20 protein-coding genes are annotated in these 18,936 nt (G+C 67.6%); 11 read left to right on the top strand and 9 right to left on the bottom strand.

The annotated features are described in order from the left end of the window. Positions 1 to 139: 139 nt before the first annotated feature. The 6 genes from HV773_RS06250 to HV773_RS06225 all read left to right on the top strand — a co-directional run bounded on the left by HV773_RS06250 (position 140) and on the right by HV773_RS06225 (position 5,287). Entirely contained in the window at positions 140 to 1,093 is a 954-nt protein-coding gene (locus tag HV773_RS06250; protein WP_129561585.1) for a UDP-2,3-diacylglucosamine diphosphatase, read from the top strand. A 79-nt stretch (positions 1,094 to 1,172) separates the two neighbouring features. Further along, entirely contained in the window at positions 1,173 to 2,204 is a 1,032-nt protein-coding gene (locus HV773_RS06245) for a glycosyltransferase family 4 protein (protein ID WP_129561584.1), read from the top strand. A gap of 151 nt (positions 2,205 to 2,355) precedes the next feature. Then, positions 2,356 to 2,928: a diacylglycerol kinase gene (locus HV773_RS06240; RefSeq protein WP_129563298.1), complete on the top strand. Its 573-nt coding sequence runs from the start codon at positions 2,356 to 2,358 to the stop codon at positions 2,926 to 2,928. Positions 2,929 to 3,128: 200 nt separating this feature from the next. Next, a complete protein-coding gene (locus HV773_RS06235; protein WP_129561583.1) occupies positions 3,129 to 3,878 on the top strand; it encodes a TetR/AcrR family transcriptional regulator in 750 nt (249 codons plus the stop codon). Then, a complete protein-coding gene (locus tag HV773_RS06230; protein WP_129561582.1) occupies positions 3,875 to 4,459 on the top strand; it encodes an LOG family protein in 585 nt (194 codons plus the stop codon). Before HV773_RS06235 ends, HV773_RS06230 begins: the two co-directional genes overlap by 4 nt. Before the next feature lie 81 nt (positions 4,460 to 4,540). After that, positions 4,541 to 5,287: an SDR family oxidoreductase gene (locus HV773_RS06225; protein ID WP_129561581.1), complete on the top strand. Its 747-nt coding sequence runs from the start codon at positions 4,541 to 4,543 to the stop codon at positions 5,285 to 5,287. Between the two features lie 17 nt (positions 5,288 to 5,304). Here HV773_RS06225 and HV773_RS06220 read toward each other — a convergent pair whose 3' ends face one another. From HV773_RS06220 to HV773_RS06200, 5 genes are all read right to left on the bottom strand, one after another. Next, the gene (locus HV773_RS06220) at positions 5,305 to 5,925 is read right to left on the bottom strand and encodes a DUF924 family protein (RefSeq protein WP_129561580.1); all 621 of its coding nucleotides are present in this window, start codon (positions 5,923 to 5,925) and stop codon (positions 5,305 to 5,307) included. Further along, positions 5,922 to 6,665 (bottom strand): alanyl-tRNA editing protein, encoded by a 744-nt coding sequence (locus tag HV773_RS06215; protein ID WP_129561579.1) that lies wholly within the window; start codon positions 6,663 to 6,665, stop codon positions 5,922 to 5,924. The genes HV773_RS06220 and HV773_RS06215 overlap by 4 nt, the downstream gene beginning before the upstream one ends. 138 nt (positions 6,666 to 6,803) lie before the next feature. Continuing rightward, entirely contained in the window at positions 6,804 to 7,214 is a 411-nt protein-coding gene (locus HV773_RS06210) for a group II truncated hemoglobin (protein ID WP_129561578.1), read from the bottom strand. Between the two features lie 134 nt (positions 7,215 to 7,348). Next, positions 7,349 to 7,660, bottom strand: coding sequence for a zinc ribbon domain-containing protein (locus HV773_RS06205; RefSeq protein ID WP_129561577.1), 312 nt, complete (start codon positions 7,658 to 7,660; stop codon positions 7,349 to 7,351). Then, entirely contained in the window at positions 7,657 to 8,826 is a 1,170-nt protein-coding gene (locus tag HV773_RS06200) for a thiolase family protein (RefSeq protein ID WP_129561576.1), read from the bottom strand. The genes HV773_RS06205 and HV773_RS06200 overlap by 4 nt, the downstream gene beginning before the upstream one ends. A 275-nt stretch (positions 8,827 to 9,101) precedes the next feature. On the opposite strand from HV773_RS06200, the gene HV773_RS06195 reads away from it, so the two are divergent. The 5 genes from HV773_RS06195 to HV773_RS06175 all read left to right on the top strand — a co-directional run bounded on the left by HV773_RS06195 (position 9,102) and on the right by HV773_RS06175 (position 14,409). Next, positions 9,102 to 10,100, top strand: a complete 999-nt coding sequence (locus tag HV773_RS06195; RefSeq protein WP_129561575.1) for a PDR/VanB family oxidoreductase — start codon at positions 9,102 to 9,104, stop codon at positions 10,098 to 10,100. Positions 10,101 to 10,162: 62 nt separating this feature from the next. After that, positions 10,163 to 11,482: an aromatic ring-hydroxylating dioxygenase subunit alpha gene (locus tag HV773_RS06190; RefSeq protein ID WP_129561574.1), complete on the top strand. Its 1,320-nt coding sequence runs from the start codon at positions 10,163 to 10,165 to the stop codon at positions 11,480 to 11,482. A gap of 17 nt (positions 11,483 to 11,499) precedes the next feature. Then, positions 11,500 to 11,988: an aromatic-ring-hydroxylating dioxygenase subunit beta gene (locus tag HV773_RS06185; RefSeq protein ID WP_129561573.1), complete on the top strand. Its 489-nt coding sequence runs from the start codon at positions 11,500 to 11,502 to the stop codon at positions 11,986 to 11,988. Between the two features lie 8 nt (positions 11,989 to 11,996). Next, positions 11,997 to 13,655 carry an AMP-binding protein gene (locus HV773_RS06180; RefSeq protein ID WP_377731172.1) on the top strand — a complete coding sequence of 553 codons (1,659 nt, stop codon included), beginning with the start codon at positions 11,997 to 11,999 and terminating at the stop codon, positions 13,653 to 13,655. Position 13,656: 1 nt separating this feature from the next. Next, on the top strand, positions 13,657 to 14,409 hold the full coding sequence (locus HV773_RS06175) for an SDR family NAD(P)-dependent oxidoreductase (protein WP_227875371.1): 753 nt from the start codon (positions 13,657 to 13,659) through the stop codon (positions 14,407 to 14,409). A gap of 16 nt (positions 14,410 to 14,425) precedes the next feature. On the opposite strand, the gene HV773_RS06170 is transcribed toward HV773_RS06175, so the two are convergent. From HV773_RS06170 to HV773_RS06155, 4 genes are all read right to left on the bottom strand, one after another. Beyond that, complete coding sequence (locus HV773_RS06170; protein ID WP_129561572.1) at positions 14,426 to 14,923, bottom strand: MarR family winged helix-turn-helix transcriptional regulator; 498 nt, start codon at positions 14,921 to 14,923, stop codon at positions 14,426 to 14,428. A 90-nt stretch (positions 14,924 to 15,013) separates the two neighbouring features. Beyond that, positions 15,014 to 17,533, bottom strand: coding sequence for an ABC transporter permease (locus tag HV773_RS06165; RefSeq protein WP_129563295.1), 2,520 nt, complete (start codon positions 17,531 to 17,533; stop codon positions 15,014 to 15,016). Positions 17,534 to 17,721: 188 nt separating this feature from the next. Then, complete coding sequence (locus tag HV773_RS06160; RefSeq protein ID WP_129561571.1) at positions 17,722 to 18,336, bottom strand: DUF4126 domain-containing protein; 615 nt, start codon at positions 18,334 to 18,336, stop codon at positions 17,722 to 17,724. A 184-nt stretch (positions 18,337 to 18,520) separates the two neighbouring features. Further along, complete coding sequence (locus tag HV773_RS06155; protein ID WP_129561570.1) at positions 18,521 to 18,841, bottom strand: DMT family transporter; 321 nt, start codon at positions 18,839 to 18,841, stop codon at positions 18,521 to 18,523. Between the last annotated feature and the right edge of the window lie 95 nt (positions 18,842 to 18,936).

The following is an 18,936-nucleotide window of genomic DNA, read 5'->3' as shown; positions in this document are numbered from 1 at the left end:
CGTTCGTGCAGACCACCACGCTGCCGCCAGCCTCCCCTCGAATCTCACAAGGACTGCGTAACAAGACTTTCTTGTGACTGTCATGTCGACGTCATGGCCTCATGGCGCAATGCGCGTATTGCAACCTGCCGCGTGAGCCATGGCCCAGAAGACGTCCGCGACCTCATTATTCCGGCAGACCACCGCGCCGGGCGCCGACCCCGCCGCCTTCCACCCCGGTCCGGGTGCCGCGGCGCCCACGCTGCCCCTGCCCTTGCCCCTGAATGGCGCGCCCGCGCCCGCCGCCCACGACGACGATCACCCCGCACCGCACCGCTACCGGACGATCTGGCTCTCCGACATTCATCTGGGCACCAGCGGCTGCCAGGCGAACTATCTGCTCGACTTCCTGCGTCACAACGAGTCGGAGTATCTGTACCTGGTGGGCGACATCATCGACGGCTGGCAACTGCGCAAAGGCTGGTACTGGCCGCAGGCGCACAACGACGTCGTGCAAAAGATCCTGCGCAAGGCGCGCAAGGGCACCCAGGTGGTCTACATCCCCGGCAATCACGACGAAGGCGCGCGCCAGTTCTGCAACCTCGCGTTCGGTGACATCCACGTGCGCGAGGAAGCGTTCCATACGACGCTCGCCGGCAAGCGCCTGTGGGTCGTGCACGGCGATCTCTTCGATGGCGTGATCCAGCACGCCAAGTGGCTCGCCTATCTCGGCGACTCGGCCTACACGATGATTCTGGTGCTGAACCGCTGGTTCAACCGCGTCCGTGCGCGGATGGGCTTCCAGTACTGGTCGCTTTCTCAGTACCTCAAGCACCAGGTCAAGAACGCCGTGAACTTCATCTCGTCGTTCGAAGGCGTGATGACCGATGAAGCGCGCCGTCGCGGCTGCGACGGCGTGGTCTGCGGCCACATCCACAAAGCCGAGATCCGCGAGATCGACGACATGCTCTATTGCAACGACGGCGACTGGGTGGAAAGCCTCTCGGCGCTCGTCGAGACCTTCGAGGGCGAACTGCGCATCGTCTACTGGACCGTAATGCAGGCGCCCGAGGCGCAGGGCGCGGCGCGCAAGCCGCGCGTGAGCGCGGCCTGAACCACGCGCTTGAACCACGCTTGAGCCGCATCCGGCAAACCCGCCATTCCCACCCACGTAACCCGAGAGCCGACGACCTATGAAAGTGATGATCGTGACCGATGCATGGGAGCCGCAAGTCAACGGCGTGGTACGGACACTGAAGAACACCACGCGCGAGCTCATCGCGCTCGGGCATCAAGTCGAATTGCTCACGCCGCTCGAGTTCCGCACGGTGCCGTGCCCGACGTACCCGGAAATCCGGCTCTCGCTGATGCCGAGGCGCCATCTGCGCAAGCGCATCGACGCCTTCGGCCCCGATGCGATCCACGTCGCCACCGAAGGCCCGCTCGGGCTCGCCGCGCGCCGCTACGCCATCGATCACGACCTGCCGTTCACGACCGCCTATCACACGCGCTTTCCCGAGTACGTGCAGGCGCGCTTCGGCATTCCACTCGAAGCGACTTACCGCTTCCTGCGCTGGTTCCACAAGCCGTCGCTCGCGGTGATGGCGCCCACGCCGGTCGTGAAGACCGACCTCGAGAAGTTCGGCTTCACGAACGTCGTGCTGTGGACGCGCGGTGTCGACCTCGACATCTTCCGGCCGATGGAGTCGAAGGTGCTCAACACCGCTCGCCCGATCTTCCTCTACGTCGGGCGCGTGGCCGTCGAGAAGAACGTCGAAGCTTTCTTGAAGCTCGATCTGCCGGGCTCGAAGTGGGTCTGCGGCGAAGGCCCGGCACTCGCCGAGCTCAAGTCGCGTTATCCGCAGGCCAACTATCTGGGCGTGCTGAGCCAACCCGAACTCGCGAAGGTCTATGCCGCCGCCGACGTGTTCGTGTTCCCGAGCCGCACCGACACCTTCGGCCTCGTGCTGCTCGAAGCGCTTGCCTGCGGCACGCCGGTGGCCGCCTACCCCGTCACGGGTCCGATCGACGTGCTGGGCACAGGCGGCGCGGGCTCAATGAACGAGGATTTGCGCGAAGCGTGCCTCGAAGCGCTCAAGATCGATCGCGTCACGGCGCGCGCGTGGGCCGAGCGCTTCTCGTGGACGGCCGCATCGGAGCAGTTCGCTTCGCACCTGAAGCCGCGCTCGCACACGGCAATGCAGGAATCGGGCGCGGCGGCCTGAGCGCCGCCCGCAGTCCGCAGCGAAGCCGATGACCCCCACCCGCCCTGCGCTTGCCCCCACCGACACCGACGACGGTGGCCAGACGCTCACAGCCGCGCCCCGCGCAACGGGCGAAGACGCGTGCGATACTGCGGCATCGACTTCGTCTGTTATGACCCCACGTCCTTCATCCCCTTCCAAGGCGCCCACAGCGCCCCCGTCATCGCGCGCGGGCGAGCGCCCCGCGCCGCCTCGCGAACCGCTCGCCGCACTCGAGCCGCCGGAGCCCGCGCATCTGCACGAGCCGCTGGGCCCCGACGATCCGCTGGCCCCGCTGCCGTTCAACCCGTACAAGGGCAACCGTGGCGTGATGCGCGCGTGGAACGCGCTCAAATATTCGATCAAAGGCTTTCGCGTCGCCATCCGCGAGGAAAGCGCGTTTCGCCAGGAGCTCACGCTCGCGGCGATCCTCGTGCCCATTGGCGTGCTGGTGCCGGTCGAGCCGGTCGAGCGCGTGCTGCTGCTCGGCTCGGTGATGCTGGTGCTGATCGTCGAGCTGCTCAATTCGAGCATCGAAAACGCCGTCGACCGCATCGGCCTCGAACGCAACGAGCTTTCGGGGCGCGCCAAGGATCTCGGCAGCGCGGCCGTCACGCTAGCGCTCCTCACCTGCGTGATGGCCTGGGGTTTGATCCTCGTGCCGCGCTTCGGCCCCGCGCTGCTGCACTGGCTCGGCGCGCGCTGAGAGCAAGGCCGGTCCCGCGCCGCACACCCCTTTCCCGGCGTTCATGTCCTGCTTGCCGGACAGGCCCGGCTGTGCGCCAGGAGCGTCGGTTTATAATCGAACGACAGTCTTAAAATACGACCCCCCGCGACCGGGCACGCGACGCTTCGCACTTGCGCGAGCGTTGCCGGCCCGGCGCCGCACCTCCAAGGCCGGACGACATGGATTCAAAACCTCCCCGCCGTACACGCGAACGGATTCTTGAGCTGTCGTTGAAACTGTTCAACGAGATCGGCGAGCCCAACGTCACCACGACGACCATCGCCGAGGAAATGGAGATCAGTCCAGGCAACCTGTACTACCACTTCCGCAACAAAGACGACATCATCAACAGCATCTTCAGCCAGTTCGAGCAGGAGATCGAAAAGCGTCTGCGTTTCCCGGACGACCATCGCGCCACCATCGACGAGATGTGGGCCTACCTGCAGTACATGGTCGATTTCACGTGGCGCTACCGCTTCCTCTACCGCGACCTGAACGACCTGCTCGCGCGCAATCGCACGCTGGAGATGCATTTCAAGCAGATCATCAGCCACAAGGTGCACTTCGCGAAGCAGTTCTGCGAACAGCTCGTGGAAGACGGCGAGATGGTCGCCACGGCCGCCGAGATCGACGTGATCTCGACCAATATCGGCGTCATAGCCACGTACTGGCTCTCGTACCAGTTCGTGATGAACCCGCGCAAGTACAACGACCAGGAAGCGATCCAGGACGAGTTGCACCAGGTGAGCGTGCAGATCATTTCGCTGATGGCGCCTTATCTGCGCGGCCGCGCACGCCAGCTCTTCGACGATCTCGTCACGGGCAAGCTGCCCAAGCGGCAGTTCTACGATTACCTGCCGCCGCGCGAAGGCACGGCGGGAGCGACAGGCGTGGCAGGCGCCAAGGACAACAAGGATTCCCGCGCATGAAAGCAGTCTGCGTATATTGCGGCTCCTCGATGGGAGCCAGACCGGTCTATCACGAAGCGGCGCAGGCGTTCGGGCGCGCGCTCGTCGACGCGAACCTCGCACTCGTCTACGGCGGCGGCAAGGTGGGCCTGATGGGCGTGATCGCCGACACCGTGATGGCGCACGGCGGCCGCGCGATCGGCGTGATTCCCGAACTTCTGGTGGACAAGGAAGTCGGCCACAACGGCTTGACGGAGCTGCACGTCGTGCCCGACATGCATCAGCGCAAGAAGATGATGGCCGATCTCTCCGATGCGTTCGTCGCGATGCCCGGCGGCGCGGGCACGCTCGAAGAGCTGTTCGAGGTCTACACGTGGGCGCAGCTCGGCTATCACCACAAGCCGGTGGGCGTGCTCAATATCGACCACTTCTACGACCCGCTCATCGCGCTGCTCGATCACACCGTGCGCGAAGGCTTCATGCGCCAGACCTATTTCGATCTGCTGCAGATCGACAGCGACCCCGCTGCGCTGATCGGCAAGCTTCAGCAGTACCACGCGCCCGCCAAGGATAAGTGGGCCGATCAGCGCGAGAAGGTCTGAGCCCTTGAGCCCGCGCTGATCCGCACCGCACGTGCATCCCCATGCTTCGCATGGGCGCCATCGACAGGAGGTGACACCCAGATGGGCAAAGTCGTTCTGATCACAGGCGCGAGCCGCGGCATCGGCCGCGCGTGCGCTCGGCTGCTCGGCGCGCACGGCTGGACCGTGGGCGTGAATTATCTGCACAACGAACCGGCCGCCGAGGAAACCGCGGCCGAAGTGGGCCGCGCGGGCGGCCACGCGCGCGTGCTGCGCGGCGACGTCGCCAGCGAGGCCGATGTGGTCGCGATGTTCGACACGCTCGAATCGGCGTACGGACGCATCGATGCGCTCGTGAACAACGCAGGCATTGTCGCGCCCGGCTCGCAAGTCGCCGACATGGACGCCGCGCGCCTCAAGCGCATGTTCGACGTGAACGTCTACGGCGCCTTCTTGTGCGCGCGCGAAGCGGCCCGGCGCATGTCGAAGGATCGCGGCGGCGACGGCGGCGCGATCGTGAATGTGTCCTCGGCTGCGTCGCGCATCGGCTCGCCCAACGAGTACGTCGACTATGCGTCGTCCAAGGGCGCCATCGACACGATGACGATCGGTCTCGCCAAGGAACTCGGCCCGCAGGGCGTGCGCGTGAATGCGGTGCGCCCGGGCCTCATCGACACGGAAATCCATGCGAGCGGCGGCCGGCCCGAGCGCGCGGCCGTGCTCGGCGCGCAAACGCCGCTCGGGCGTCCTGGCAGCGCCGAAGAAGTGGCGCAAACGATCGTGTGGCTGTTGAGCGATGCGGCGTCGTACGTGACCGGCGCCCTGCTCGACGTGAGTGGCGGGCGCTGAGCGACCCGCCCAGCGCGTCAGAACGACGAGCCCGGCTCGAGCAGAAACGCGGCTTCGGCGCCGGTGGTCGGGCGCCCGAGCTGCGCGTTGCGGTGCGGGAACCGCCCGAAGCGTTCGATGACGGCCGCGTGGCGCAGCGCGTAATCGTAGTAGCCCTTGCATTCCGGATCCTGCGCGAGCTCGCCGAAAAGCCGCAACGATTCGCGCTGCGCCTCGGCGGATTCCGCGTGCTCGAACGGCAGATACGCGAACACGCGATGTTGCGGGCTCGGCAGACGCCGATCGGCCCCGCTCTCCACCATCGCGCGCGCAATGTCGAGCGCCTTGTCGTCCGAGGAAAACGCGCGCGGCGTGCCGCGATGGCAATTACGCGAGAACTGGTCGAGCAGAATCACGAGCGCCAGCGCGCCTTCAGGCGTCGCGCACCACGTATCGAGTTCGCCCGCGCACGCGGCATCGAGCAGCGCGCCGAAGCGTTCGCGCAACCGCGCATCGAACGCCACATCCTTGCGAAACCACATCTTGCGCTCGTGGCCGAATTCCACCGAGCCCGGCAGGCCGAACCAGAAGTCGAGCACCTCACGCGCGCGCGGATCGAGCCCGCCGTGCGTGCGAGCGGCATCGGGCGCGGCGCTCATTCGGCCAGCTCCAGCACGAGCCGGCGTGTGCGCGCGCTCTTCTTTTCGAGCTTCGCCACGCGCAGGCGGCCGATCTCTTCGGTATTGCGCACGTGCGTGCCGCCGCAAGGCTGCAGGTCGACGTTCTCGATGCGCAGCAGACGCGCGCGTCCAAGCCCCATCGGCGGCTTCACGCTCATCGTGCGTACGAGTTCGGGGCGCTGCTGCATTTGCTCGTCGGTGATCCATTCGGTGGCCACGGGATGCGCCCCGGCCACCAGTTCGGCGAGGCGTGCCTCAACCATCTCGCGTTCGATCGGCTCGACGGTCGCGAAGTCAAGGCGCGCGTAGTCGGTCGTGATGCTGCAGCCGTCCACTGCATAGGGCAGCACTGCGCACATCAGATGGCTCGCCGTATGCAGCCGCATATGCCGATGCCGGCGCGCCCAATCGATTTCCGCGCGCACGCGCTCGCCGGCGGCAAGGCGCGCGAGCAGCGCCTCTTGGCCCGGTGCGGGGACGTGCAGTGCGTCGTCGGGTGTCGCGCCTTCGAATTTGGCCTTGCGCGTGTCGGCGATCTCGATGCGCGTGCCGTCGGCAAGCACGAGCGCGCCGGTGTCGCCGGCCTGGCCGCCGCCGAGCGGATAGAACACGGTCTGGTCGAGCCGCACGCCATCGTCGCCGACGGCAATCACGGTGGCGTCGCACTGCGTGAGATACGCGTCTTCGCGAAAGAGCGCGCGGGTGGGAGGTGTTGTCATGGGGATCAATGGCCTCGTTTTGATGCCGAATCCTGCATTATGGCGGCCCGAGCTCCGGGCCGAAATACAGGCTGCACGCGCGGCACAGCCGGACTGTACTGGCGCGCACGCCGGGACGGTCGGCTGTCAGAACCGACTTCAGCCCGGATGATTGCGCATCCAGTCGGCAGTATCGAAAAACGAATGCAGCAGACGCTCGCGCAGCGCCTCGGACAGCCCGACATCCTCCATCGCCCAGGCCATGCAGCGCAGCCACTGGTCGCGCTCGGACGAGGCGATGGCGAACGGCAGATGGCGCGCGCGCAGGCGCGGATGGCCGAAGCGCTCGATGTAGTGGTCCGGGCCGCCGAGCCAGCCGCACAGGAACCAGAACAGTTTGTCGCGCGAGCCGTCCAGCGTCTGCGGGTGCATCGCGCGGATGCCAGCAAACTCGGGCTCGAGGTCCATCAGGTCATAAAAACGGTCGACGAGCTCGCGCACGCGCGCCTCGCCGCCGACGAGTTCGAAGGCCGTGGGTTGCTGCGGCGCTTCGTCGGCTGGATCGGTCATACGGTTCTATTGTTGCGAAAACGGTGGCGGCAAGGCGCATGGAGTCCTGCCGGGGAAACGGCCATTTTCGCATGGCGGCGCAGGCAACGCGCGCGTCGCTTGCGCCCTTACCGCGCCGTGCTAGCGGTGGCCTGCTAACGTTTTCGCGCCCACACCCGCATGTCCGTATCGATGACAAGCGCCACCGCTTCGCCCTCGCGCAGCGCCGTGTCGCTGCGCGCGATCACCACTGGCCCCGCTTCGGCGCGCACGCTGGCGAGGTACACATCGCCTCCGCCCTGCGCCCCCACGCGATGCCGCACAACAGTGCTTTCCTCCACCGCGCCGCCGGCTGCGGCCTCGCTCGCCGAGTCCGCCGCGCCGCAGCGCGGGCAGCGGTAGCGCGCCGGAAACACCGCTTCCCCGCATGCGTTGCAGCGCTGGATCATCAGAACGGTTTCGCTCATGCCGGCCTCCTTTCGAGCACTACGGCATTCGCACACATGCCGTAGCGATACTGCACCATGCCGTAGCCGCTCACGAGCGCGAGCCGCGCCTCGCGCACCTGGCGCGCGCCGGCCAGGCCCTGGAGCTGCCGGATCGCTTCGACGAGCCCATGCATGCCGCCTGCCGCGCCCGCCTGCCCCGCCGATAGCTGCCCGCCCGAGGTGTTCACCGCCAACTCGCGCGACGCGATGCGCGCGATCAGCGCGCGCAAATCGCCGCCGGGTGCGTAGCCGAGATCGGCGAGCTGGATCAGCGTCATCACCGGGTAGTCGTCGTAGACCGAGATCACGTCGATGTCGGCCGACGTAACGGCCGCCTGCGCCCAGAGCGCGCTGGCGAGCGCGGCGAGGCCCGTCTCCAGGCCGTCGCCCGTCTGATGATCGGGGTTGTAGCGGCATTGCAAGGCGCGCACATGAAGCGGCTCAGGCGCGTGTTCGGCCTGCGTTTTCACGAGATCCGCGCGCGCCACCACGACGGCGTTCGCCCCGCACACCACGGGCACGCAGTCGAAGCGCCCGAGCGGGTCGGCCACGCGCGGCGCGGCGAGATACTCGTCGAGCGTGAGCGGTGCGCGGTACACCGCGCCCGGATTGAGCGCGGCCCACTCGCGCTGCGCCACGCACAAGGCGCCGTAATCACGCGCGTCCAGCCCGTAGCGGCGCGCATGGCGCTGCGTGAGCATCGAGAACAGGCTGTTCGGCCCGCCGTTTTCGAGCGGCCGCAGGTAGGTGCGCGTCGTGAGGTTGTAGTGCTCGACCAGTTGCCGGAAATCGGCGGCCTCGAAGCGGTCGCCGGAAAGCAGCACGATCACCGAGGCGTCGCCGTGCTGCACCGCGCGGATCGCGTGCTGCAGCAGGTTGATCGCGCTCGCGCCGCCGTGGCAGTCGTCCATGCACCAGCGTGGGCTGATGCCCAGCCGCCAGGCCATGTCGATCGCATGATCGGGCGCGAGCGTGAACGACGCCACGCCAAGGCCATCCACCTCGCGCGCATCGAACCCCGATTGCTCGAGCGCCAGCGCGAACGCCTGGGCAAGCAAATCGCCGGTCGTGTACTCCGGCGCCTGGCGCCGATACGGCACCTCGACGCCGCAAACAACGGCAGCGCCGCCGAAATCAGATTCCATGTCCCCTCCTCGCACGGCATGCCGCCACGCGTGTCCTGTCCGTGTTCATCTTGCCTCGACTCCTCTCGTACGACGATTCGCACCGCCCCGGCCTCGGCCTCGGGAGCACCCGCCTTGACAGCCGGTTTTTTTCATTATCCAATAAAACACATGAATTTTCATATTTTCGAATCTAAAGGGTTTACGCGCAGATCCCCTTCGCAGCGCGTCAATCCTGCTGATCGACGCCTGATCGCAACAGGCAGCGCCCCCATCGCAGCACAAGGAGCCTCGCAATGAGCACCGCGCCCGTCACCGATGCCTTCGACGTCGTCGTCGAAACCATCGAACCGCTTACGTCGCACGTCACCGCGTTTCGCCTGCGCGCGCCCGATGGCCGGGCGCTGCCCGGCTTCACGGCGGGCGCGCATATCCGCGTGCAAGTGGGTGGCGGCGACTGGCGCGCCTATTCGCTCATCAATCTCGCATCCGAAGCCTGCACCGCAAGCGAACACGCGCCCGATCACTACCTGATCGCCGTGCGCCGCGAAGACTCGGGCGCGGGCGGCTCGCTGTGGATGCACACCCAGGTGCGCGCCGGCGCCACGCTGCGCATCGCAGCGCCCGTCAACGCCTTCGCGCTCGACGCCGCCACCGCCGACGCCGTGCTGATCGCGGGCGGCATCGGCATCACGCCGATCGCCTCGATGGCCGCCACGCTCGCCGCGCGCGACTGCCGCTACACCTTGCACTACACGGGGCGCTCGATCGCGCAACTCGCCTTCGTCGACGCACTGCGCGCGCTCGCGGGCGAGCACCTGCATCTCTATGGCGACGACGAAGCCAGCGAAGCCAAGCGCTTCGACCTCGCGCGCCTGTTCGCCACGCTCACGCCGGGCCAGCCGCTCTATGTGTGCGGCCCGCAAGGCCTGATCGACGCAGTCATCGCGCTCGCTGCCGAGCGCGGCTGGCCGCGCGAGCGCATCCGCTCCGAACTGTTCACAGCAGCCGCGCCCCATGCCGGCGATGCCGCATTCGAAGTCGAACTGCGCCAGAGCGGCATGACGCTAACCGTGGCCCCCGCGCAGACGATCCTCGACGCCATGCTCGACGCCGGGCTCGATCCGCTCTACGACTGCAAGCGCGGCGAATGCGGCGTGTGCCAGGTGGGCGTGATCGAAGGCGCAGTCGATCACCGCGATTACTGCCTGAGCGAAGCGGAAAAGTGCTCGGGCAAGGTGATGCATATCTGCGTGTCGCGCGCCCGCGCGGGCCGCCTCATCATCGACGCCTAAACATCAAGACGCACTACAAAACGCACCACAAAACGCATCACGCCCCAGCCAAGGAGCCCGCCATGCCCCGCTATCGCGAAGACGCCGCAGCGCTCGCCGCGCTCGTCGAACCGGACCAGGTCCACCGCGACGTGTATCTGGATCAGGAAGTGTTCGACCTCGAAATGGAGCGGCTCTTTCACCGCACCTGGGTCTATCTCGGCCACACGAGCCAGGTGCCCAACACCGGCGACTACCTCACCGTCGACATCGCAAAAGAGCCGCTCGTGATGGTGCGCCAGGCCGACGGCAGCGTGCGCGTGCTGAAGAACCGCTGCGCCCACAAGGGCGCGAAGCTCGTGAGCGCGCCCACCGGCAACACCGGCAAGTTCTTCCGCTGTCCTTACCATGCATGGACCTACAAGACCGACGGCAAGCCGCTCGCGATCCCGCTGAAAAACGGCTACGAAGGCACGCGCATGAGCGAATGCCCCTCGGGACAAGGCCTGAGCGCCGCGGCCAACGTAGAGACGTATCGCGGCTTCGTGTTCGTGCGCCTATCCGAAGAAGGCCCGTCGTTCAGCGACTATTTCGGCGACTCGCTCTCGTCCATCGACAACATGGCCGACCGCTCGCCCGAAGGCGAGCTGGAAGTTGCGGGGGGCTGCCTGCGCTACGTGCACAACTGCAACTGGAAGATGTTCGTCGAGAACCTCAACGACACGATGCACCCGATGGTGGCGCACGAGTCATCGGCGGGCACAGCGAAAAAGCTCTGGGACGGCAAGAGCGCCGAGGAGCCCAAGCCCATGGCCATCGAGCAGTTCGTGCCGTTCGTATCCGACTACGCGTTCTTCGACGGCATGGGCGTGCGCGTGTTCGAGAACGGCCACAGCTACACAGGCGTGAACTTCTCGATCCATTCGAGCTACGCGGCTCTGCCCGAGTACGAGCAGCAGCTCGCCGCGGCCTGGGGCGAGGAAAAGGCGAAGCAGGTACTCGGCACCGCGCGCCACAACACGGTCTACTACCCCAGCCTCACGATCAAGGGCGCGATCCAGGCGATCCGCGTGGTGCGCCCGATCGCGCCGGACAAGACGGTGATCGAATCGTGGACCTTCCGCCTCAAGGGCGCGCCCGAGGTGCTGCTGCAACGCACGCTCACGTATTCGCGCCTCATCAACTCGCCGATGTCGGTGGTGGGCCACGACGACCTGCACGCGTACCGCGCGATCCAGGAGGGACTCGCCGCGAACGGCAACGCATGGGTGAGCCTGCATCGCGACTATCGCGCCGACGAAAGCGAAGCGCGCGACCTTACCGTCAACGGCACGAGCGAGATCTCGATGCGCAACCAGTTCCGTGCGTGGGCGCGCTATATGGCGCCGCAGACGTCGAAATAATTCCGGGGGACCTAGCGATGAACGCCACACCTGACACGGCCCTGCGCGAAACGCTCGCCGATTTCGTCTACCGCGAGGCGCGCCTCATCGACGAAAAACAGCTCGACGCGTGGTACGAGCTCTTCGCCGAAGACGGCCTCTACTGGATTCCGCTCGGGCCGGATCAGCGCGACGGCCTCAATCACGCTTCGCTGATGTACGAAGACCGCCTGCTGCTCAAGCTGCGCGTCGAGCGTCTGAAACAGCCGCGCGCCTTCTCGCAGCAGCCCGAGAGCCGCTGCCAGCACGTGCTGCAACGGCCGGAGATCGAGTCCGCGGGCGCCGATGGCTATCGCCTGCGCACGCCGTTTTTCTACGCCGAAGCGCGCGGCGACGAGCAACTGATTTTCACGGGCATCGTGCGCCATCACCTCGTCGAGGAAGACGGCGCGCTGCGCATCCGCGAAAAGCGCATCGACCTGCTCAATTGCGACGCGGCGCTGCCGTCGGTCCAGCTCTTCATGTGAGGCACACGGTGAACCACGAACCACGCCATTCCGATCCATTGCCCTTCCCTTCGGTTTATGCGGCCTTTGCCGCGAGCGCCGCGCGCTATCCCGATCAAGACTTCCTCGTCGTGCTGCCGGAAACCGCGCAGATTTACGGCATCGACGCGCAAACGCTGCGCTATGGCGAGGCGCTCGCCCAGGTCGACGCACTCGCCGCGCGCTACCGCGCCGCCGGCTTCGGCTCCGGTCATCGCGCGGGGCTGATGCTCGAGAACCGGCCCGCGTTCTTCCTGCACTGGCTCGCGCTGAACGCGCTCGGCGTCTCGGTCGTGCCGCTCTCGACCGAGTTGCGTGCCGCCGAGCTCGAATACATCACGGGCCACAGCGAACTCGATCTTGCGGTCGCGCCTTCGGCACGTCACGCCGATTTGCGCGCGGCGGCGCTTGCCGCGCAACGCAGCGTCGCGCTCCACGACGCCGAGGCCGATGCGAACGCGATCCCGCCCGCCGCCGCCGAAGCCCACGCGCACGCGCCCGACGCCAACACCGAATGCGCGCTGCTCTACACCTCGGGCACGACAGGCCGCCCGAAAGCCTGCGTGCTGCCCAACGAGTACTTTCTGCTCGCGGGCCTCTGGTACAACCGCATCGGCGGCTTGTGCGCGTTGCGGCCCGGCGTCGAACGCCTCGTCACGCCGCTGCCGATGACGCACATGAACGCGATGGCGTACTCGACCATGGCGATGATCCTCGCAGGCGGCGCCATCGTCGCGCTCGACCGCTTTCATCCGCGCAGCTGGTGGGCGAGCGTGCGCGACGCGCGCGCGACCGTGATCCACTATCTCGGCGTGATGCCGGCCATGCTGCTCGGCGCGCCGGAAGCCGCGCACGACCGCGACCACGCGGTGCGCTTCGGCTTTGGCGCGGGCGTCGACAAGACCCTGCACGCACCGTTCGAAACCCGCTTCGGCATCCCGTTGCTCGAAGCCTGGGCGATGACCGAAACCGGCGCGGGCGCCGTGGTGATCGCCAACCGCGAGCCGCGCAACATCGGCATGTCGTGCTTCGGCAAGCCTGAGGCAGCGCTGGACGTTCGGATCGTCGGCGACGATGGCCAGCCGGCGCGCGCGGGCGAGCCAGGTGAATTGCTCGTGCGCGCGAGCGGCGAGGCGCCGCGCCGGGGTTTTTTCCGCGAATATCTCAAGGATGCCGAAGCAACGGCGGCAGCGTGGGAAGGCGGCTGGTTCCATACCGGCGACATCGTTAAGCAAGACGCCGACGGCCAGATGTACTTCGTCGACCGAAAGAAGAACGTGATTCGCCGCAGCGGTGAGAACATCTCTGCGGTCGAAGTTGAGAGCGTGCTGCGCAAGCATCCCTGCGTGGCCGACGTAGCCGTCGCGGCCACGCCCGACCCGGTGCGCGGCGACGAAGTGCTCGCCTGCGTCGTCGCGCGCGAGCCGCTGCGCGAAGCCGAACGCGCCGCGCGCGCCGCCGAACTCGTGGCGCTCTGCCTCGCGCAGCTCGCGTATTTCAAGGCGCCCGGCTATGTCGCATTCGTCGACGCGCTGCCGCTCACCGGCACGCAGAAGGTGCAGCGCGCCGCCCTCAAGGACCTCGCGCGCACGCTGCCCGGCACGCCGGGCTGCATCGACACGCGCACCATGAAGAAACGCCAGGACTGACATGACGACGAACACCAGCCCAAACAACGCGATGAAGCGCGCCGCCATCGTGACCGGCGGCAATGCCGGCATCGGCCGAGCGGTCGTCGAGCATCTGCTCGAAGCCGGCTATGAAGTGATCTCGCTCGACCTGCGCGCGAACGCGCCGGGGCACGCGCGCCTTCACACCGTCGAGATCGATCTGTGCGACGCAACGGCCACGCGCGAAGCCGCAGCCGAAATCGCGGCGCGTCATGCGCCCACCACGCTGATCCACAACGCCGGGGCGATCCGCCCGGCGCTTCTGCCCGATGTCGCGCACGAGGACCTGCTCGCGCTCACGAATCTGCATCTCGCTGCGCCCATCGCGCTCGCGCAGGCCATGCTGCCCGCCATGCGCGCGCAGCATTTCGGCCGTCTCGTGCTGGTTTCGTCGCGCGCGGCGCTCGGGCTCGCTACGCGCACGGCCTACTCCGCGACCAAGGCGGGCATGCTCGGGCTCGTGCGCACCTGGGCGCTCGAACTCGGGCCGCTAGGCGTCACCGCGAACGCGATTGCGCCGGGCCCGATCCAGACCGACATGTTCCATGAGATCGTGCCCGCCGACAGCCCGAAGGTCGCGCAAATCGCCGCCGGCATTCCCGTGGGCCGGCTCGGCCAGCCCGACGACATCGCACGCGCCGCGATGTTCTTCGCGGCGCCGGAGAACGGCTTCGTCACGGGGCAGACGCTTTATGTGTGCGGCGGCACGAGCACGGGAAGCCTCGCGCTTTGATGGGCCTCGGCCCGGCTCACTTCGCGTGCTGCTCGATCAGCTTGCGCAGCACGTCGACGAAAATCTTCGCCGTCTCGGGCTCGAACGGCAGCAGCACTGAAGCCTCGTGCTCCAGCGCGAGCACCACCAGTTCTGCGGCGAGCGTGCTGCCATGCGGCGTGAGCGCAACGAGCGTGCGGCGGCGGCTCGCCGGATCCTCCTGACGCACGACCAGCCCCGCCGCCTCCATGCGGTCGATCAGCTTGCTCACCGTGGGCTGCTTCGCGAGAATCACGCGCCCCAGATCGCCCATCGGCAAAGAGCCGTCGGAAAGACACGCGAGCACGCGCCATTGCAGCACCGGAATCTTCTTGCGCGCGAGCGTGGCGTGGAATTCGTCGGAAATCAGGCTGCTCGCGCGCGCGAGCAGCGCGGCGAGATAGGTGTCGAGAAAGCGCATCGGCGCGGCGTCGCCGTGCGTGGCCGGCTGGGTCGTACGCTTTGATGCGCGCTTTGGAGTCGATTCGATATTCATGGCATGGGCGAAAAAAGCCCTGGCATCATATGCCGAAATCCATGCCGATGGCAGGCCCCGCGCGTCACTGAACCGCGGTGCCCGCGCCCTTCACGCATCGCGCAGCGATTGCAGCGCGGGCCGCGCGAGCACATGCCGCAGGCTGATCCATCCGCCCACGCCCGCGCAGACCACGCCCGCCGCGACGCCCCCGGGCAAAAGCCACGGATCGAACGCGAGATGGAAGGCGAACACTTTCGTGGCCAGCACCGAACCCACGGCCAGCGCGCCCACCGCCGCCATCAGCCCCGCGAGCGCACCCACGGCGACGAACTCGGCCACCTGCACGGCGCGCACCTGCGCATGCGAAGCGCCCAGCGCGCGCAGCAGCGCCGACTCGTGCATGCGCTCGTCGCGCGTGCCCGCGAGCGCCGCGTAGAGCACCAGCACGCCCGCCGCGAGCGTGAACAGAAACAGGAACTGCACCGCGTTGATCACCTGCTCCAGCATGCGCTGAACCTGCGCGAGAATCGGGCCGACGTCGATGGCGGTCACGTTCGGATACTGCGCCACGAGCCCGTCCACCACGGCGCGCTGCGTCTCGGGCAGATGAAAACTCGTGATGTACGTGCCGGGAAAATCGCGCAGCAGCGCGGGCGGCATCAGCACGAAGAAGTTCACCTTGAACGAGCCCCAGTCGAGCTTGCGCACGCTCGTCACGGGCGCCGTCACTTCGAGGCCGGTCACGTCGAAGGTGAGCACGTCGCCGGGCTTCACATGAATCAGCTTCGCGAGCCCCTGCTCGATCGAAAGCTGCGGCGCGCTCGACTCGCCGTACCAGGTGCCCGCTTCGATGCGGTTGTCCTCGGGCAATTGCGTCGTGTACGAGAGGTTGAACTCGCGGTCGACGAGACGGCGCGCATCCTCGCTCTTGTACTTCACCGGATCCACGGGCTTGCCATTGATCGTGACGAGACGCCCGCGCACCATCGGTTCGAGATCGGGATTCGCAATTCCGTGCGCCGTGAGCCACGCGGCCACGGCGTTGCGCTGATCGGGCTGGATGTCGATGAGGAATTCATTGGGCGCATCGGGCGGCGTGGACTTGCGCCAGCCGTCGATCAGGTCGTTGCGCGTCATCGCGATGAGCAGCAGGCACATCAGGCCGATCGCGAGCGAGGTGATCTGCAGCGCGCTCGCGCCGGGCCGCCGCTCGAGCGACGCGAGCGCATAGCGCCAGCCCACGCCCGCGCGCGCCTCAAAGCCGTTGCGCTGGCTGCGCGCCATGCGCGCCGCGCCCCACAGCGCGACCCGCGCCACGCCCGCGAACACGACGAGACCCAGCGCAAAGCCGCCGGCAACGATGCCGCCGAGCTTAAGCTCGCCCGCCGCAATCACCAGCAGCCCAGCAAACAGCGCAATGCCGATGGCGTAAGCAACCCATGCTGTGCGGCTCTCATCGCCCCACTCGCGGCGCAGCACGCGCACGGGCGGCACGCGCGTGAGCGGCAGGAGCGGCGGCAGCGCGAAGCCGAGTAGCAGCACGAGGCCTGCCGCGATCCCTTCGAGCGCGGGCAGCGGTCCGGGGTTCGGCAGCACCACGTCGATCAGCGTGCCGAGCCAGGCCAGCAGGGCGAGATGGCCCGCGTAGCCTAGCACCACGCCCAGCACGCCGCCCACCATCCCGAGACCCGTGAATTCGAGCACGAACAGCGCGCGCAGCGTGCGCTGGCTCGCGCCGAGGCAGCGCATCGCGGCACAGCCGTCGAGATGCCGGCGTGTGTAGCGGTGCGCGGCCATCGCGATCGCCACGGCCGCAAGCAGCGCCGTGAGCAGCGAAACGAGCATGAGAAAGTGACGCGCGCGATCGAGCGCCTGGCGCACCTGCGGCTGTCCGTCCTGCAACGACTCAAGGCCAACGCCGCGCAGCTTGCCGCCGTCCACGCGCGCATGCGCCCACTCGGTAAACCGTGCGACGGCGGGATCGGGGCCCACCACGAGTAGCCGGTACGTGACGCGGCTGCCGTAGCCCGTCAGGCCGGTCGAGGGCAGATCGGCGGCGTTGAGCATCAGGCGCGGCGAGAAGTTCACGAACGAAAAGCCGCGATCGAGTTCGCGCGTGATGAGCGCGCCGATCGTGAAAGTGCGCGTGCCGACCTTCACCCGGCTACCCACGTGGACCTTGAGCGCATCGAGCAGTTGCTGATCGACCCAGACCGTGCCGGGTGGCGGAATGCCCCGCACCTCGCGCTCGGGCGCGCCGGGCGCGGACGCGAGGCGCAGCGCCCCGCGCAGCGGATAGCCCGGCGAGACCGACTTGACCGCCGCGAGGCGCGTGGCCGCCCGGGCATCAGACACACCCGGCGCACCCTCGGCGCTCACCATGCTCGGGAAGATCGCCGTGGTCGCGGTGCGCAGGGCCAGCGACTGCGCCTCTTGAGCAAAGGCGGGGTCGACGGGATGGTCGGCGCGCACGATGAAGTCGGCGGCGATCATGGCCCGTGCGTCGCGCTCGAGGCCGCGCTGGAGCCGGTCAGCGAGAAAGCCCACGCTCGCGAGCGCCGCCACCGCGAGGACGAGCGCCAGCAACAGCATGGTCAGCTCGCCGGCGCGCCAGTCGCGCGCGCTCATGCGCGCGGCAAGGCGCACGAGGTCGGGCCAGCCAAGCGTAGTACGAGGTTTGGGAAGTACGGGAGGGGCCACGCCTGCCCCACCGCCGCGCGGCTGCTCACTGCCCGAGCGTGACGGAATGGGTCCGGAACGGCCCGGACTGCCGCCCGACGCGGCGCTGGAAGAAGACGAGGAAGGCCCGGCGCCGCTCAATCGTGGCGGCTCCGCAGCGAGAAGCGCGAGACCATGTGCGTGGCCATACCGCGAAACCCGCCCTGCACGCCGCGCCACAAGCGCGGCAAGGCCCACGTGGCCACCAGCAGGAAGGCCACGAGCATCACCAGAAACAGCAACGGCATGAACAACGCGAGCAGCACGCCAACGAAGGTCATGCCGTCCTCCGCGCCGGACGTGACGACATTCGACACCGGCTCGGGCGAAAGATTGATGAGCGCGCGCGTGCCGGCCTTGGCCAGATGCGCGGTGCCCGCGAGCGTGCCACCGGCGAGCGCTGCGATGGTGAGCAGCGCCGGGTCGGCATGGCCGAGCGCGCCGGCCGCCAGCACCGCGCCGGCGGGAATGCGGATAAAGGTATGCACGGCGTCCCAGAGCGAGTCGAACGCAGGGACCTTATCGGCGAGGAATTCGAGCACCGTGAATGCGGCGGCGACGCCTATCACCCAGGGCGAGGCGAGAATCGCCAGTGTGTCGGGCAAGTGGATGAAGCCGAGGCGCTGCAGCACGCCGGCTATCAGAACCGTGAGGTAGAGGCGCAGACCGCTGCCCCAGGACAGCCCGGCGGCAAGCGAAAGTGATTCCAGCATGACTGCCTCCTCGCGCGAGGCGCGTGCGGCGCCGTCCCCACGAATCAGACGTGGTGCGGAGTGTTGGGTGTTATCGGGCTATGGTCGTTCCATTATAGCCACGCAAACCTCCGCGCCGCTGGTGCGTTGCACGAGCGCACCGGACGTGGCGCGCCCGGCACGGCAACGCAAGGACGCCAGCGCCTCAGGCCGCCGACGAGAGCTTGAGCCCGACGAGCCCGAGCACGATCAGCGCGGCGCTGGCCACGCGCGCGACGCTTGCCGCTTCGCCCATCACGATGATGCCGAGGATGAACGCGCCCACCGCGCCGATGCCGGTCCACACCGCGTAGGCCGTGCCGAGCGGCAGTTGGCGCATGGCGAGCGCGAGCAGCCAGAAGCTGCCGAGCGCCGTCACGATGGTGAACGCCGACCAGCCGAGCTTCGTAAACCCTTCGGACAGTTTGAGACCGGACGCCCATGCGACTTCGAGCACGCCGGCAATAAGGAGGTAAATCCAGGCCATGAGAACGTTCCCCTGAGAATTGGGGCCGTCCCCGTTTGAAGATGAGACGCAAGGTCGTCCTTACGCATCGGTAAGTATACCACGGGGGTCTGTAG

Origin of the sequence: Paraburkholderia caffeinitolerans (assembly GCF_902859945.1) — a bacterium.
Taxonomy (GTDB): Bacteria; Pseudomonadota; Gammaproteobacteria; order Burkholderiales; family Burkholderiaceae; genus Paraburkholderia; species Paraburkholderia caffeinitolerans.
This window is presented reverse-complemented; position numbering and strand designations above follow the sequence as displayed.